17 protein-coding genes and 1 pseudogene are annotated in these 15,656 nt (G+C 76.6%); 8 read left to right on the top strand and 10 right to left on the bottom strand.

The window, feature by feature from the left end:
• Positions 1–128: 128 nt before the first annotated feature.
• The 4 genes from ABD353_RS36670 to ABD353_RS36655 form a co-directional block, all read right to left on the bottom strand.
• A complete protein-coding gene (locus tag ABD353_RS36670; protein WP_344628053.1) occupies positions 129–710 on the bottom strand; it encodes a TerD family protein in 582 nt (193 codons plus the stop codon).
• A gap of 114 nt (positions 711–824) precedes the next feature.
• On the bottom strand, positions 825–1,064 hold the full coding sequence (locus ABD353_RS36665) for a hypothetical protein (protein WP_344628052.1): 240 nt from the start codon (positions 1,062–1,064) through the stop codon (positions 825–827).
• A 149-nt stretch (positions 1,065–1,213) separates the two neighbouring features.
• Positions 1,214–2,029, bottom strand: a complete 816-nt coding sequence (locus tag ABD353_RS36660; protein WP_344628051.1) for a YncE family protein — start codon at positions 2,027–2,029, stop codon at positions 1,214–1,216.
• Positions 2,030–2,116: 87 nt separating this feature from the next.
• Positions 2,117–3,697, bottom strand: coding sequence for a PucR family transcriptional regulator (locus ABD353_RS36655; protein ID WP_344628050.1), 1,581 nt, complete (start codon positions 3,695–3,697; stop codon positions 2,117–2,119).
• A gap of 140 nt (positions 3,698–3,837) precedes the next feature.
• Here ABD353_RS36655 and ABD353_RS36650 point away from each other — a divergent pair, with 140 nt between their 5' ends.
• The 3 genes from ABD353_RS36650 (at position 3,838) to ABD353_RS36640 (ending at position 6,837) form a co-directional block, all read left to right on the top strand.
• Positions 3,838–5,013: an 8-amino-7-oxononanoate synthase gene (locus ABD353_RS36650; RefSeq protein ID WP_344628049.1), complete on the top strand. Its 1,176-nt coding sequence runs from the start codon at positions 3,838–3,840 to the stop codon at positions 5,011–5,013.
• Between the two features lie 139 nt (positions 5,014–5,152).
• Positions 5,153–6,001 (top strand): SMP-30/gluconolactonase/LRE family protein, encoded by an 849-nt coding sequence (locus tag ABD353_RS36645; RefSeq protein WP_344628048.1) that lies wholly within the window; start codon positions 5,153–5,155, stop codon positions 5,999–6,001.
• A 422-nt stretch (positions 6,002–6,423) separates the two neighbouring features.
• A complete protein-coding gene (locus ABD353_RS36640; RefSeq protein ID WP_344628047.1) occupies positions 6,424–6,837 on the top strand; it encodes a hypothetical protein in 414 nt (137 codons plus the stop codon).
• A 48-nt stretch (positions 6,838–6,885) separates the two neighbouring features.
• Here ABD353_RS36640 and ABD353_RS36635 read toward each other — a convergent pair whose 3' ends face one another.
• Both ABD353_RS36635 and ABD353_RS36630 read right to left on the bottom strand, forming a co-directional pair.
• Entirely contained in the window at positions 6,886–7,968 is a 1,083-nt protein-coding gene (locus ABD353_RS36635; protein ID WP_344628046.1) for an alpha/beta hydrolase family protein, read from the bottom strand.
• 145 nt (positions 7,969–8,113) lie between these two features.
• On the bottom strand, positions 8,114–9,619 hold the full coding sequence (locus ABD353_RS36630; RefSeq protein ID WP_344628045.1) for an alpha/beta fold hydrolase: 1,506 nt from the start codon (positions 9,617–9,619) through the stop codon (positions 8,114–8,116).
• A gap of 93 nt (positions 9,620–9,712) precedes the next feature.
• Between ABD353_RS36630 and ABD353_RS36625 the strand changes: the two genes are divergently transcribed.
• The 3 genes from ABD353_RS36625 (at position 9,713) to ABD353_RS36615 (ending at position 12,280) form a co-directional block, all read left to right on the top strand.
• Positions 9,713–10,633: a MerR family transcriptional regulator gene (locus tag ABD353_RS36625; protein ID WP_344628055.1), complete on the top strand. Its 921-nt coding sequence runs from the start codon at positions 9,713–9,715 to the stop codon at positions 10,631–10,633.
• A 212-nt stretch (positions 10,634–10,845) separates the two neighbouring features.
• Entirely contained in the window at positions 10,846–11,340 is a 495-nt protein-coding gene (locus tag ABD353_RS36620; RefSeq protein WP_344628044.1) for a protein-tyrosine phosphatase family protein, read from the top strand.
• 130 nt (positions 11,341–11,470) lie between these two features.
• Complete coding sequence (locus ABD353_RS36615; protein ID WP_344628043.1) at positions 11,471–12,280, top strand: alpha/beta fold hydrolase; 810 nt, start codon at positions 11,471–11,473, stop codon at positions 12,278–12,280.
• A 9-nt stretch (positions 12,281–12,289) separates the two neighbouring features.
• Here ABD353_RS36615 and ABD353_RS36610 read toward each other — a convergent pair whose 3' ends face one another.
• From ABD353_RS36610 to ABD353_RS36600, 3 genes are read right to left on the bottom strand one after another with little or no spacing between them, the layout of a single operon-like run.
• Positions 12,290–13,258, bottom strand: a complete 969-nt coding sequence (locus ABD353_RS36610) for an NAD(P)-dependent alcohol dehydrogenase (protein WP_344628042.1) — start codon at positions 13,256–13,258, stop codon at positions 12,290–12,292.
• Positions 13,255–13,488, bottom strand: coding sequence for a helix-turn-helix transcriptional regulator (locus tag ABD353_RS36605; protein ID WP_425555327.1), 234 nt, complete (start codon positions 13,486–13,488; stop codon positions 13,255–13,257). The genes ABD353_RS36610 and ABD353_RS36605 overlap by 4 nt, the downstream gene beginning before the upstream one ends.
• Entirely contained in the window at positions 13,482–13,910 is a 429-nt protein-coding gene (locus tag ABD353_RS36600) for a hypothetical protein (RefSeq protein WP_344628041.1), read from the bottom strand. Before ABD353_RS36600 ends, ABD353_RS36605 begins: the two co-directional genes overlap by 7 nt.
• Before the next feature lie 148 nt (positions 13,911–14,058).
• Between ABD353_RS36600 and ABD353_RS36595 the strand changes: the two genes are divergently transcribed.
• Together ABD353_RS36595 and ABD353_RS36590 are read left to right on the top strand one after the other, a co-directional pair.
• Positions 14,059–14,793 carry a histone deacetylase gene (locus ABD353_RS36595; protein ID WP_344628040.1) on the top strand — a complete coding sequence of 245 codons (735 nt, stop codon included), beginning with the start codon at positions 14,059–14,061 and terminating at the stop codon, positions 14,791–14,793.
• Between the two features lie 53 nt (positions 14,794–14,846).
• The gene (locus ABD353_RS36590) at positions 14,847–15,392 is read left to right on the top strand and encodes a YrhB domain-containing protein (protein ID WP_344628039.1); all 546 of its coding nucleotides are present in this window, start codon (positions 14,847–14,849) and stop codon (positions 15,390–15,392) included.
• A 19-nt stretch (positions 15,393–15,411) separates the two neighbouring features.
• On the opposite strand, the pseudogene ABD353_RS36585 reads toward ABD353_RS36590, so the two are convergent.
• A pseudogene (locus ABD353_RS36585) lies at positions 15,412–15,656 on the bottom strand (TUGYCR motif thioredoxin fold (seleno)protein); the annotation flags it as partial.

Raw genomic sequence — 15,656 nt, 5'->3', positions numbered from 1 at the left:
CACCGCCGCACGCCGATCCGACGCGAATCGTCGGACGAACCCTGAGGCCCTCGCCCCCAGTGTGGCCCGCCGCGGCCACGGAGGCTCGCCGTGACCCGGAGCCGCGGCCGCGACGGGTCAGCGGCGGCTCACAGGTGCTGCTCGATGTCCGGGATCACGTCCTGGAAGGTCCGGCCCTGGGTGGGCGCGCCGATCGCGGTCATCTGCCAGCCGCCGTCGGAGCGATGCACCTTCGCCATGATCTGCGCGGTGTGGCTGCCGCCGCCGGTCAGCGTGTAGCGGGCCAGCTCACGGCCGGTGGCGTCGTCGACCAGCCGGCAGAACGCGTTCTGCACGTCCTGGAAGGTCTGGCCGGTGAACGAGTTGACGGTGAAGACGATCTGGTCGACCTTCTTCGGCACGCGGGTGAGGTCCACCGTGATGACCTCGTCGTCCGCGCCCTGCCCCGCGCCGCCGGTCAGGTTGTCGCCGCCGTGCCGCACCGAGCCGTCGGAGCTGGTCAGGTGCTGGAAGTAGACGACGTCCACCGGCGTGCGGCCCGCGAACAGCACCGCCGAGGCGTCCAGGTCGATGTCACGGGCCATCAGCTTGGCGAAGAACCCCTTGCGGGGAGCGGCCTGCCAGCCGAGGCCCATCCGTACGACCTCCAGCGCACCGCCGTCCGGCTTGCCGAGGTCGACCTTCTGGCCCTTGCCCAGGTTCACGCTCATCCGGTCCGCCACCCTTTCGCTGCGTCGACGCCGTGCCGCCGGCCGGCCCGTGCGGCGCCCGCCGACGGGGAGGATCTTCCCGCCGGAGGGCCGGTCGACTCCCGCCGGGCCCGGTCAGATGCCGCCGGCCGGCAGGAGCAGCAGCTGCTCCGGGTCGAAGGGCATCCAGCGCTCCGCGCCGCCGCGGCGCAGCACCCGCACCCGGCACCACGGGCTGCCGTCCGCCGGGCGCCACCAGGCGTTGATCCGGCCGACCGCCCAGCTGCCGTCCTCGAACCGGACCTCGACCGGCTGGTACGCCTGCTCGACCTGCGTCTGCGGCGGCTCCCACACCTTCGCCCGCCCGTCGTCCACCGTCGACCGCCTCCCGTGTCGTTCGCACCCGGCCGTTGGACTCTACAGCCCTGTAGAGCCCCGGTGCGGGCGAACGCGCCGGGTGGCGGGTCGGAAACCGGCCGTCATCGTCACAGCCCCGGGCCCTTGCGCCGGACCGGCGGACCCGCTCAGAGCTCGACCACCGTCACCGTGCTCGCGAAGCCGTTCGCCACGTAGAGCTTGGCGCCGTCCGGGCTCACCGCGACCCCGCGCGGACCGTCCGGCACCGCGACCGTGCCCGCCACCGCCCGCTCGTCGGTGTCCACCACCGACACCAGGTCGAACGGGAAGTGCGCCACGTACAACCGCCCGCCGTCCGGCCCCACCGCCAGGTCGTACGGGCCGCGGGCCACCGGGATCCGGGCCACCACGACGGCCGCCGCACTGCCCTCCATCGACCCGAGCGCCGACACGTCCAGCACGCTCACCGTGCCCGCGAAGCGGTTCGCCGCGTACAGCAGCCCGCCGTCCGGGCTCAGCGCCAGCCCCACCGCGAAGTCCACCCCGGTGATCCGGCCCAGCGGCGCACCCAGGCCGTCCGTCACCAGGACGGCGTTCTCGCGCGGCGCCGACACCAGCAGCCGCGCCCCGCTCGGCGCCACCACCAGCCCGAACGGACGCTCCTCGAACACCGTCTCGGCCGTCACCGCGCCGCTCTCCGCCGCCACCACCGACACCGCGGAACGGGCCGGGTCCGCGGTGTACAGCCGCTCCCCGTCCGGGCTCACCGCCACCCCGTACAGCGAGGTCCCCACCCGGTGCACCGCCGCGACCTGCCGCCGGGTCGGCTCCAGCGCCGTGAGCGAACCCGTCCGGGCACAGGTCACCCAGACCCGGCTGCCGTCCCGGCTCACCGTCACACCGTGCGGCCCCGCACCGACCGGGATCGTCTCGAAGCCCCGGCCGTCGGCCGGAGCGGCCGGGACGGGACGGGGAACTGCCATGATCTGCTCCGTTGACGAGCCGCGGACACCGGCCCTTCCACTGTCGCCCGCCCCACCGGCCCGGGCAAACCAGCCCCGCTGCCGCCGTCACGGCCCGCGCTGCGCGTCGTGCGCCAGCAGCGCCACGTACAGCGAGGTCAGTTGCTCCAGGTCGTCCAGGTCGATCCCCAGCAGCGCCTCGATGCTCTGCAGCCGCCGGTACATCGCCGGGCGGCTGACGTGCTGTTCCTGCGCCGCCAGCGACTTGTTCCGGCCCGTCCGCAGGTAGGTGCGCAGCACGTCCAGCAGCTCCCGGTGCCCCAGCAGCGGGCCCAGCTCGCGCCCGATGAACGCCTGCAGCTCCGGCTCGTCCCGCAGCAGCCGGACCAGCCCGCGCAGCCGCACGTCCCGCAGCCGCGCCACCGGGCCGGACGGCGGACCGGCCAGCGCCGCGTCCGCCACGTGCACCGCCTCCAGGAAGGAACGCCGCACCTCGTCCAGCACCCGGCAGCCGAAACCCGCACCCAGCACCGACCCCGCCGCGCCCTCCTGCAGCCGCGCCGCCAGCCGGTCCACCTCCGCGTCCGCGTCGCGCTCCGGCGGCACGCTCAGCAGCACCGCGATCGCCCCGTCCGGCCCGACCCGGGCCACCAGCCCCGCCATCGCCTCCTCGGCGAGCGTGCGGCGCACCGCCTCGCACACCACCCGCGACCCGGACGGCGGCCGCAGCACCACCGGTACGAAGGTCCGCCGCTCGGTCGGCAGCCCCGCCGCCCGGAACCGCGGCAGCAACTGCTCGGGCCGGGCCGTGCCCGACGCCAGGTCCGCGAGCAGCGCCTCCGCCGCCTGGTCCTCCCAGCCGCGCTGCCGGCCGCTCACCGGGTCCGCCAGCAGCCGGTGCACCGCCAGCGCCTCCGCCGCCAGCCGGCCGACCACCCGTCCGGTCTCCTCGCCGCCCAGGTGCCCGAACAGCACCAGATGCCCCCACTGCCGGCCGCGCGCCTCCAGCCGCGCCACCACCCAGCCGTCCGGACCCAGCGTCACCGGACCGTTCCCCAGCAGCTCCGCGACCTGCCGCGACACCCGCTCCCAGTCCCGCAGCAGATCGCCCAGCGCACCCGGCTCCCCGGCCGAGGCCAGCACCCGGTGCGCCAGGTTCACCACCACCGCCGGACAGCCCGCGAACCCCGCGACCTCGTCCAGCAGCCGCTGCAGCGGCACCCCCGACAGGTTCAGCGCCGCCAGCGCACCGCCCATCCGGTCCGACAGGTCCAGCGCCGCGTACCGGCCGTGCAGCAGCCGCGCGTGCACCTCCTCCGTCAGCCGCGCGAACGGCGCCGGCCGGTGCAGCACCACCAACGGCACCCCGTACCGCTGCGCCGCCCGCCGCATCGCCTCCGGCGTCGTCGAGAACGCCCGCCCCAGCCCCAGCACCACCGCGGCCGCCCCGGCCCGCCCCATCGACTCCATGTACGCGGCCTGCGCCCGCTCGTCACCGGCCAGCAGCAGACCGGTCGTCAGCACCACCTCATTGCCGGTCAGCATCACCGCGACGTCCGCCGCCTCCGCCACGTGCAGCCAGCGCACCGCCCGGTCCAGCCCCTCCGGGCAGGCGACCACCTCCGCGTCCCACGGCGCGACCAGCTCCAGCGCCAGCACGTCCCGCACGGTCAGGCGGCCGTTCTCCACCAGCTCTCCCCTCGCCAGGACTCCAGCCGGTCGGGGGAGTCTACGCGCAGCACCCCCCGCCGGGGGCCGGGCCGACACACCCCGTCACTGTGGGACGGCGCACGTTGCCGCCCGTAGCGCCGCCGTGCCAGAGTGCGGCCATGGTCCACCCCACCGTGCCGCAGCCGACCCTCGCGCCCTCCGCCGTCTTCGACTGGCTGGACGAGGCCGCCGACCTCCGCGCCCGTGCCGGCCTCACCCGCACCCTGCGCAGCCGGCCCGCCGACGACCCGGTGCTGGACCTCGCGAGCAACGACTACCTGGGCCTCGTCCACCACCCCGCCGTCACGGGGGCCGCCGCCGAGGCCGCCCGCCGCTGGGGCGGGGGCGCCACCGGCTCCCGCCTGGTCACCGGCACCACCGCACTGCACACCGAACTCGAGGACGAACTCGCCGAGTTCTGCGGCTTCGAGGCCGCCCTGGTGTTCTCCACCGGGTACGCCGCCAACCTCGCCGCCCTCACCGCGCTCACCGACCCCGACACGCTGATCGTCTCCGACGCGTACAACCACGCCTCGCTGATCGACGGCTGCCGGCTCGCCCGCAGCGACGTCCACCGCGCCCCGCACGCCGACCCGGACGCCGTCCGCGAGGTGCTCGCCACCCGCAGCCACCGCCGGGCCCTGGTCGTCACCGACTCCGTCTTCTCCGTCGACGGCAACGCCGCCCCGCTCGCCGGCCACTGCGCCGCCGCCCGCGCCCACGGTGCCGCGCTGCTCGTCGACGACGCCCACGGACTCGGCGTCCTCGGCGACGGCGGCCGCGGCACCCTGGCCGTCGCCGACCTCGCCGGGGCGCCCGACACCGTCGCCACCGTCACCCTCTCCAAGTCGCTGGGCTCCCAGGGCGGCGCCGTCCTCGGCCCCCGCCGCGTCATCCGGCACCTCACCGAGACCGCCCGCACCTTCATCTTCGACACCGGCCTCGCGCCCGCCGCCGCCGGCACCGCGCTCGGCGCCCTGCGCCTGCTGCGCGCCGAACCGCACCGCGCCGCCCGCGCCCGCGAGCTCGCCCACACCCTCGCCGCCCGCCTCACCGCCGCCGGCCTGCACGCCTCCACCCCGGACGCCGCGGTGGTCTCCGTCCGCGCCCCCGGCCCGGAGGCCGCCGTCCAGTGGGCCGCCGACTGCCGCACCGCCGGACTCGCCGTCGGCTGCTTCCGCCCGCCGTCCGTCCCCGACGGCATCTCCCGCCTGCGCCTCACCGCCCGCGGCGACCTGACGGACGCCCAGATCACCGAGGCCGTCCGCATCATCGCCGCCACCGGCCCGGCCTGACGGCCGTTCCGGGGGCGCCGGGGCGGACCTGCCGCGTCCCCGGAACGGCCGTACCGACACACCCCCGCGCGCGCCCGCCGCGGGCCCCCGGTTGGCCATGATGGTGCCTCGCAACCGTCGCCAGCGAGGAGCCCCCGACGTGCCCGAACCCCGTGTCCTCCTGGACGGACTCGTCCTCGGCGAGTCGCCCCGCTGGCACGACGACCGGCTCTGGTTCTGCGACTGGGGAGCCCACGAGCTGATCACCGTCGACGCGACCGGCACCCGCGAGACCGCCGGCCGGGTCGACGCCTTCCCGTTCTGCATCGACCCGCTGCCCGACGGCCGGCTGCTCGTCCTCGCCGGCAGCGACCGCCGGCTGCTGCGCCGCGAGGCCGACGGCACCCTCGTGCCGTACGCCGACCTGCGCCCGCTCTGCGACCGGCCCTGGAACGAGGTCGCCGCCGACGGCCGCGGCAACGCCTACGCCAACTGCATCGGTTTCGACCTGATGTCCGGCGAACCGCCCGCCCCCGGACTGGTCGCCCTCGTCACCCCGGACGGCACCGCCCGCACCGTCGCCGGCGACCTCGGCTTCCCCAACGGCATGGCCGTCACCCCGGACGGCACCACCCTCCTCGTCGCCGAGTCGTACGCCTCCCGGATCACCGCCTTCGACGTCGCCCCCGACGGCAGCCTCACCGGCCGCCGCACCTGGGCCGAGATCGAGGGCTCCGCCCCGGACGGCATCAGCCTCGACGCCGAGGGCGCCCTCTGGTACGCCGACGTGCCGAACCGGCGCTGCGTCAGGGTCCGCGAGGGCGGGGACGTCCTGCAGACCGTCGAGACCGACCGCGGCTGCTTCTCCTGCGCCCTCGGCACCCCCGGCGGCACCCCCACCCTCTACATCACCGCCGCCGAATGGACCGGCACCGCCGGAGCCACCGCCGCCCGCACCGGCCTCCTCCTCACCGCCCCCGCCCCCGCCCCGCCGGCCCCGCGGCCCTGACCGCACACGTCGACCCTCGGTGACCCGGCGCCCTTCGGATCACCGCACACCGGCGGGCCGGTCCGGATCCGCCGTCGAGGTGGATCCAGGCGTTGGCGGCACGTCCGGCGGGCGCGGTCCGGAGGTAGGTGCACCCCGGAGTGCACCGGCACCAGCCGTGAAAGCGCAACTCCACTGCGGCGCGGGCCGGGTCGGCCTCGCCACTGACCGCCAACTCCGCCTCCAGGAAGGGAACCAGGGGGGAGGACATCCGCCGGCAGCGGCGGCTCGATCGTGCTCCCCCCGGCAGGCCACGCACTCCCGACGGCGGCGCGGGCCGGGTCCTCCGGCACACTCTGTCTCCACGGATGTGCCCGGACGACCGTGCCGGGTGCGCGTCCTCCGGAGCAGGAGGGTCCGACCACACCCCGGGGGCGTTCCGCGTGCACACACCTGCCGACTACCTCCACCTGGCGCATGCCTCGAACGACGGGGCGGTTCTGCACGGGCTGGTGCGATGCGACCACTCCTTCGTGTGGCAGGCGCTGGCCGCCAATCCGCACACCCCGCCGGCCGCCCTGCGGGAGCTGGCCGCCGCCCGCCACAGCACCTGGAACGACAACCGGCTGCTCCTCCTGCTGGCCGGGCACCCCGCCGCGGACCGAGCCGTCCTGCGAGCCGTCCTAGACGCCACGGCCGCGAAGCTCACGGAGGGCGAACGGCCCTACGCCGCCGTGCTGGCGCTGGCGGGCCGGACCGAACTCGACGTCGCCGAGGTGAGGCGGCTCGGGACGCTGCCGGGGGCTTCCGGCCGTCTGCGCAGCCTGCTCCGGCGACGGCTCGCCGCCCGCGGCTGACCCCCTCGCCGACCACCCCGGCGCCGCGGCCCACCGCTGGAGTCGGCGTCAGGCCCGGGGCGGCGCGGTGCGGACGGCCTCGGCGAGCCAGTCGGCGGTGGCGGGCAGCCAGTCGGGGAGGGCGGTGCCGAGCAGGTGGTTGCCGTGGGGGACGAGCAGGAGTTCGGCGTTCTCGAGCTGACGGGCCAGCAGGTCGGCGTTGGTGACGCCCGGGATCCGGTCGTCGCCGCCCTCGACGACCAGCAGCGGGAGGTCGAGCTCCGCGGTGATCGTGCCGAGGTCGATCCGGTCGGCGCCCTCCCGGGCCGCCGCCAGGCCGCCGCAGCGCTGGGCCAGGGTGGCGACGACGAAGGGTACGAGGCCGTCCCAGTCCAGCCGGTACGGGCCGCTGACCAGGGCGGCCGCCCGGACCCGCCGCTCCTGGGCCGCGGCGGCCGCGGCGAACCAGCCGCCCAGGCTCAGCCCGATCACCGCGACGCCGTCCTCGGTGTCGAGGCCCTCCCGGCCGGCCAGGTGGTCCACGGCACGGCCGATCACCTTCCCGTAGTCCGGCTCGAAGGTGCTGGTCGTCGCCAGGACGCCCTGGCCCGGTCCGTCGATCGCGAGGACGGCCGTGCCACGGGCGAGCAGCGCCTCCGCCACGGCATGGAACTCCTCCTTGCCGGAGTCCAGTCCGGGCACGACCACCACCACCGGCGCCGGCCGCCCGCCCGCCGGGCGCCGGAGCCACCCGGCGAACCCCTCGCCCTCGACCCGTTCGGCGTCCGGTTCGAGCAGTGCCAGGGCCGAGCGCATCGCCTCGTCCGCAGCCCCGGCCGTCCGGGCGCCCGCCGCCCGGTCCGGGTCGGGGACGAGCCCGCCGACGTGGAACCAGCGGGCCGCCGTCCGGTAGGCCTCGCCCGCCGTCCGGGTCCGGCCCGCGGCCGCGGCGGCCTCCGCGACCGCCAGGTGCCGCCGCGCGGCCGCCCGGCAGGCGGCGGGCCACTCGCGCAGCGACGTCACACCGGCCGCGACCCGCCCGTACTCCCAGACGTCGAGGCCGGCACCGTGCGCCCGCGGGCGGGTCTCCTCGGCGTAGCCGGCCATCACACCGGGAGCGTCGAGGAAGGAGAGGTCGGGGCTGTCGGTCATCGGAGTCCTCGCTTGCGGGGTGCACGGGCGGCGGCGGGAGCCGTCCCGCCGGAGGACCCAGCAGACCAAGCCGCCCCCGCCCGCGTCCAACAACCGTCCGTTCCCTCCGACAACCGCCCGTTCCCCGTGAACCACTGAGAGCTGCTCAGGCGCGCAGGTGCACCAGGACGGAGCGCATCGCCCGCTCCACCGCCCGCCGCGACGACTCGCTGGGCTCGGCGGTGTCGAAGCCGTGGTGCCCGTCGGGCAGGTCGACCACCTCGACGGCGGCCCCGGCCTTCTCGGCCGCGGCCAGGAACTCCGCGACGCCGGCCGCGATCCCGGGGTTCTCCCGGCCGACCCGGGTCAGCACGATCGGCAGCCGTCCGGCCGCGCCGACCGCCTCCACCGGACGGTAACGGGGATCGACCGGGCCCCAGGCGGGCAGCGGCGCGAGCACCGGGTAGCTCGCCGCCGTGCACCGCAGCCACGGCTCCGGCGTGCGGAGCGCGTCCGCGAGCAGCAGCCCGCCGCCGGAGAAGAACCACAGGGCGATCCGGTCCGGGTCGACCCGCGGATCGGCGCGCAGCAGGTCGACGGCCGCGGCGAGGTCCCCTGCGGCCTGCGGGTAGTCGGCGAAGCCGTGCAGCCGGTGGTCGACCACCGCGCCGACCGCGCCAAGCTCCGCGGCGTACCGGGCGTGGCCGACCAGCCCCGGCCAGTCCCGGGGCGTGGGCCGCACCTCGGCCGGGAGCGGGCCGCCGTGGACGAACAGCACCGCCGGGCGGCGGTCCCGGGGGCCGGCGCCGTCGGGGAGGTACAGGTCGACCCGGCCGGTCCGCTCGCGCGGCCGCTCCGGCGCCTCCAGCACGAAGGGCCGCAGGTGCGGGGGCGCTTCGGCGGTCGGAGTGAGCCGGTGGCCCTCCCCGGCGGCGGACCGCCGCAGCACCTCGGCCAGTTCACCGGGGGAGGAGAGCATCGGCCAGTGCCCGGTGGCGAGTTCGAAGAAGCGCACCGCGGGGTCGGTGAGCTTCCGGGAGACCGGGTCGTCGCCGGAGGCCACCACCCGGAGCATGGCGATCGTCATGCCGCTGCCGGTGCACAGGATCCCGGTGGAGGGCAGTGCGGCCGCGGCGCCCGAGAGCCTCAGCGGACGGGTGAGCGTCCCGGAGGGCTGCGGTACGGCGTGCGCGGTCAGCCGGGCCAGCGCCCCGTCCGACAGTCCCGCCGTGCTGCCCCAGCGCCGCCACGCGTCGGCGGTCGGCACGGGCACCTCGGCGAGGACCGGACCGGCGCCGAGCAGCCGCGTACGGACCTCCTGGTCCGGCACCGACTGCGCCGCCGTGTCGCCGTCTCCGGGCATACCGGCGTCCAGGTGCACGACCCGCGCGATCCGCTCCGGACGCCGGTCGGCGGCGCCCAGGACCGGATGGATGCCGTAGCCGTGGCCGACGAGCACCACCTGTGGCGCGGCCACGCCGTCGACCACCCGCAGCACGTCCCCGACGTGCGTCTCCAGGTCGGTGCCGGCCGGCGCCGTCCCGGCCGGCCCGTCCATGCCCGTCAGCGCCACCGGGTGCACCTCCGCCCCGGACTCCCGCAGCCGGTCCGCCACCTCCTCCCAGATCCAGCTCCCGGTGAACCAGCCGGACACCAGCACGAACACCGCCATCGTCGCCTCCTCGCCCGCTCCGGCGGCCCGGTCGGCCGCCCGCGTGTGCCGGTACGGTAGGAACTCCCCCTGAGGGAGGTTCAAGTCGTGTTCATGGCCGATCTGTGGAGCATCGGGGAACTCGCCGAACGGGCGGGCGTCACCGTGAAGACCGTCCGCTTCTACTCCGACCGCGGCCTGCTCCCCGAGGCCGCCCGCAGCACCGGCGGCCACCGCAGGTACGGGCCCGGGGCGCTCGACCGGCTGCGGCTGATCCGCTCGCTGCGCGCCCTCGACCTGCCCGTCCCCGAGATCGACCGCGTCCTGCGCCGCGAGGACACCGACACCGGGGCCGACGCACTGGAGGATGCCGTCGCCCGGCAGTTGAAGGAGCTGGGCACCCAACTCGCCGCACTGCGCTGGCGGGAGGCCGCCCTGCAACTGCTGCGCGACTGCACCGCCGAGGAACGCGCCGACCGGCTCCGGCTGATCGGCGCGGTCGCCACCCCGCCCGACACCACCGCGCTGGCCCGCTACTGGCGGCGGGTCCTGCCCCGCGGCCTGTCCACCCGGCAGATCCGGTGGATCGTCGACGCGGCGGTGCCGCAGCCGCCCGCCGAGCCGCGGCCGGCCCAGGTGCTGGCCTTCGCCCGGATGCACGCCCTCGCCACCATGCCCTGCCCCGCCGGCGGCAGCGACGCGCCGCCCCCGGCGGACGCCCGCGACCACCGCCCGGCCGTGCTCTACGACGGCCTCGGCGAGGCGTACGAGCTGGCCGCCCCGGCCCTGCGCAGGGGAGGGGCACCGCAGCCGGGCGAGGCGCTCGACTGCTTCGTCGCCGCGTACGCCGGGGCCCACGGCGACCGGGACACCCCGCTGTTCCGCCGCCGGCTCGTCCGCCGCCTCGCCACCCTCGCCCACCCGGTGATGGACCGCTACTGGCAGCTCGCCGGCGAACTCGCCGACCCGGCCACCCCCACCCTCGGCGCCGCCCACGACTGGCTCCGCGCAGCCCTGACGGCCGACCCGGCCTGACCGGCCACCGGCCTCTCGGCCTGCCCGGCCACCGGCCTGAGCAACCCCGGCCTGTCCGGCCCAGTGGCTGCGCCGGACACCGCGGTACGCTGACACCCACCCCGTGGCCGCCACGCGGGCGCTCCGCTCCCTCGACGTTCCGTCAGGTCTTCGAGCGCCGCCCGACGTCCCGCCCGGGGCCCACTCCCTCCCGAGCGAAATGCGGTGCCGCCGTGCGCGCCTCCCTGTTCACCGTCGACCTGCCCGGCCCCGGCCGGCTCAGCACCATGGCCCGCCCGCGCGGCCACGACTGGCTGCCGGACGAGATGGCCGCGCTGGCCGCCGCCGGTGCGGACGTGCTCGTCTGCGCGCTCACCGCGGACGAACGCGAGGAACTCGGCCTCACCGCCGAGCCCGAGCTCGCGACCGCCGCCGGACTGGAGTACGTGGCCCTCCCGATCCCCGACCGGACGGTCCCCGACCCGGCCGCCGTGCTGCCCGTCCTCCACCACCTGACCGCACGACTGCACCACGGCGCCCACGTGGTGACGCACTGCCGGGCGGGCATCGGCCGCTCCTCCCTGCTCGCGGTCTCCCTCCTCGTCCTCGGGGGCACCCCACCCGGGACCGCCTGGGCCGCGGTCGAACGGGCCCGCGGCCTCGCCGTCCCCGACACCCCCGACCAGCGCGCCTGGCCCACCGCCCTGCTGCTGCGGCACACGGCCTGATCGGGGCCAATCCCGGTCGGGCCGCCCGTACCCGGGGGCGGCCCGACATGCCGCGTTCGGCGCAGGGTGGGCGGGCGGTGGCCGGGGGGCGGGAGACTGGCGGTGGTCGAGCGAGTCGGAGGGCAGAGCCGTGAGCGGTGCCGCGCAGTTCCACGCCTGGGACGTCCGGGAGTCGGGGCCGGCCGACGCACCGCACCGGGTGCTGCTGCTGCCGGGCGGGCTGTGCAGCACGGCCTTCTACGACGACCTGATGGCGGCCGAGCCGCTCGCCGGGGCGCCGATCCGGCTGGTGGCGGCGACCGTCCCGGGCCACGCGGGGACGGTCGCGCCGCGTGACGTCTCGATGGAGAACTACGCGGCGATCACCGCGGCCTTCGCCGCCGAGCACGGCTGCACGGCGGTGGTCGGCCACAGCCTCGGTGCCAACATCGCGCTGGAGATGGTCGGCGGCGGGCACTTCGCCGGGCCGGTGGTGCTGCTCTCGCCGACCTTCTCGCGGCCGGACGAGTCCAAGGCCCTGGCGGTCGCGACGAAGCTCGGCCGGGTGCCCGGGCTCGGTGCGGCGGCCTGGCCGGCGATGCTGTGGCTGGCGCCGAAGGCCCTGGCGGACAGCATTCCGGAGGCCCGGCGGGCGCCGCTGCTGGCCGACCTGAAGCGGAACTCGGCGGCCTTCTGCCGCCGGGCGATGACCGAGTACTTCGCCTACCTCGACCGGCACGGCTCCCTCGTCCCGCGGCTGTGCGGGGCGGGCGTCCGGGCCCGGGTGGTGCGCGGCGACCGGGACGAGGTCGGGCTGACCGACGAGGAGCGCGCCGCGCTGGAGGCCTGCCCGTCGGTCACCCTGGAGACCGTCGCGGACAGCGGCCACCTGGTGATGGTGGAACAGCCCGCTGCGGTCGCCCGGCTGATCGCCGACGCCGTCCTCGGCCCGGACCGCTGAGGGCTGCCGTCACACGGTGAGCACGACCTTGCCCCGGGCGTGCCCGGTGTGGACGTGCCGCACCGCGTCCGCCGCCTGCTCCAGCGGGTAGCCGCGGTCGAGGACGGACACCAGCCGGCCCTGCTCGGCGGCCTCGGCGAGGTGGCGCAGGTCCGCCGTCCGGGTCTGCGCGACCAGCGTGCGCAGCCGCTGCCCGACGAAGGGCGAGAGCACCATGGCCCGCAGCTGCCGGTCGAGGCCCTGCAGCCACCCGCCGGCGCTCTCGCCGCCCACGATGACCAGCGTGCCGCGCGGGGTGAGGACCTGCCGCAGCAGCGCGAGCGGCCGGTTGCCCGCGGTGTCGACGACGAGGTCGTAGCGGTGCCCGCCCTCGGTGATCTCCTCGCGGGTGTAGTCGAGGACCCGGTCGGCGCCGAGCGAGCGGACGAGTTCGGTCTTCCCGGTGCTGCACACCCCGGTGACCTCCGCACCGAGGAGCTTGGCGACCTGCACGGCGAACGAGCCGACGCCGCCGGCCGCGCCGATCACCAGGACGTGCTGCCCCGCCCGGAGGCCGCCGGTGTCGCGCAGGGCCTGCAGCGCGGTGCAGCCGGAGATCGGCAGGGCCGCGGCCTGTTCGAAGGTCAGCCCGGCGGGCTTGGGGGCGAGCCGTCCGGGTCTGGCGAGGGCGTACTCGGCGAAGGATCCCTCGCAGACGCCGAACACCTCGTCGCCGGGGCGGAAGGCGGTGACGTTCGCGCCGACCTCCTCGACCACCCCGGCGGCGTCCATGCCGCGGACGGGATTGCGCGGGGTGCGCAGCCCCGACGCGAGCCGGACGGGACGGGGGAGGCCCGCCATGAGGTGCCAGACGCCGGGATCGACGCCCGCCGCGCGCACCCGGACGAGGACCTCGTCCGCCCCCGGCCGCGGCCGCTCGACCTCCCTGAGCTGCAGCACCTCGGCCTCGCCGTACCTGTCCTGCACAACGGCCTTCACTGGGCCTCCCCCTCGGTCCGTGGGTACTGGAAGACGTCGTCGAGTGCGACGCCGAACACCCGGGCGATCTGGAACGCCATCTCCAGCGAGGGCGAGTACCGGCCCTGCTCGATGGCGATGACGGTCTGTCGGGTGACGCCGATCCGCTCGGCCAGTGCCGCCTGGGTCATCTCCCCGTGGGCGAACCGGAGCGCGCGGATGCTGTTGGTGACCCTGGTCGGCTTCACCACGGGCCGAACCCCCGCCGGTAGGCGGCGAGCTTCGCGGCCGAGCCGAGCAGGGCCGAGAGGACGAAGGCCAGGTACGTCGCATTGGCGATCCAGAAGTGGTCGGCGCGGAGCATGGCCAGGACGAGCACGGCCACTCCGCCGATCGCCAGGAAGGACTGGCCGACGTGGTCGCCGAACCGGTGGATCTCGCGGTCCCGCTGGTCCTTCTGCCGGTCGCCCTCCGGCGAGGCGAGCGAGACCGCGATGTGCAGGACGATCGAGGCCGCGATCGCGAGGCCGACGCTCCAGAGCAGGGCCGCCCGGTACGGCGCGGCGGTGAGCGGACCGGAGCCGGCGCCGCCGAGGACGACTGCCGCGTACGCCGCATAGCTGCTGAGTGTGACCAGGAGCATGATCCAGGCCCGCTTCTCTTCGACTGCCATACCGGAAAGGTAAAGCAGACCGGACATCGTGTCAAAGATTCTTTACCTGTCCAGCTCGGTCCGCGCACTCCCGCCGGACGGGTGAAGCCGTAGCGCCGTCCGGCGGGCCGAGGCCGGGCACGGCTCCGACCCGCGCATCAATGGGGCCATGGGCACCCCCGTCCCGCGCCGGCCCCGCCCGCACCCCGTCCGCCCGCCCGAACTCCTCGACCCCGCCGGTCCGGTGGACCCGGCCGACCCCGTCGACCGGGCCCGCCCGGTCTGGTACGCCGCGTACGGCTCCAACATGCGCCGGGCCCGGCTGCACGCCTACCTCGCGGGCGGCAGCCCGCCCGGCACCGCCCGCCGCTACCCCGGCTGCCGCGACCCGCGCCCGCCCGCCGCGGACCTGCCGCTGCTGCTGCCCGGCCGGCTCTACTTCGCCCGGGAGTCCCTGGTCTGGGGCGGTGGCATTGCCTTCCTCGACGCCGAGGACGACGGGGAACTGCCCGCCCGCGGCTACCTGCTGACCCTGGACCAACTGCTCGACATCGCCGCCCAGGAGATGCACCGCGCCCCGCGCATCCGGGCCGCCCCGGGCCTGGCCGCCGCCCTCCGCGACGGCCGCGCCACCCTCGGCCCGGGCCACTACGAGACCCTGCTCTGCCCGGGCACCCTGGACGGCCACCCGGTGCTCACCTTCACCGCCGCCGGCCGCAGCAGCGAGGCACCGCTGACGCGCCCCTCCGCCGGCTACCTGCGCCACCTCGCCACCGGCCTCGCCGAGTCCCACGGCTGGCCCGCCCGGCGCGCCGCCGCCTACCTCAGCACCCGGCCGGGTGCCGCCGGCCGCTGGACCCCGGACTCCCTCCTCACCGCCCTCCGGTCCCGGTCGGAGCAGTGACGCCCCGTCGGAGCAGCGGGGAAACCGGTTGCGAGGCACGGGACACTGGAGCGGTGATCACCGAGGAGCGCGCCGTCGAACTGGTCGCGACCGAACTGGCCCGCGACCGGCTGGCCCACAGCTGGAACGCGTACCTGCCCGAGTTCGCCGCCTACCGGGTGGACGAACTCGCCGTCGGCTGGCTCGTCTTCTGCCAGTCGGCGGTGTGGCTGCGCACCCGGGACGAACGCGACAGCTTCCGGAGCGGCCCGTACCTGGTGGACCGGCAGGACGGAAGCGTCCACTTCGTCCGCGAGACCTGCCTGCACGAGGACTGGCAGACGTTCTACCGCCGCGAGGTCCGGGGCGGGACGGACGACGACCCGCTGGTGATCGAGATCCGCGCTCTGGCGCGGTCCGCCGGGCCGGTCGCGGCGATGCACCGGCTGCGCAGGCTCCACCCCCAGCTGGGCACCGCCCAGGCCAAGGCCTATGTGACGGCCGTCGCGCAGGGCGTCCGGCCGCCGGAGGAACTGGTGCGGCTCACCCGGCCCGACGACTCGTGGCTGCGTGCGGACATCCAACGCCTCACCGGCCCCGCCGGGCAGCCGCTCACCTGACGGGACCGACCCGCGGCCGTCAGCCCGGCCCCGCCGCTCGGCGCCCCCGGACGGCCCCCAGTGCGGTGCCGGCCGCCGCGCAGACCCCGGCCGCCGCGAGGCCGGCCGGCCTCGCGCCCTCACCCCACAGCGCGGTGCAGGCCAGCGTGGCCGCGGTCGCGCTGACGCAGCCGCCGGCGAGGCCGAGCAGCAGCCCGGTGACCGCACCGGCCCGCCGACGCCCGGCCGCCGGGGCGGCGGGGACCGGGTCCGACCCCGGCCGCC

Origin of the sequence: Kitasatospora arboriphila (assembly GCF_039528095.1) — a bacterium.
Taxonomy (GTDB): domain Bacteria; phylum Actinomycetota; class Actinomycetes; order Streptomycetales; family Streptomycetaceae; genus Kitasatospora; species Kitasatospora arboriphila.
Note: the sequence above shows the minus strand (reverse complement) of the source record. Positions and strands in the feature narration are given on the sequence as shown.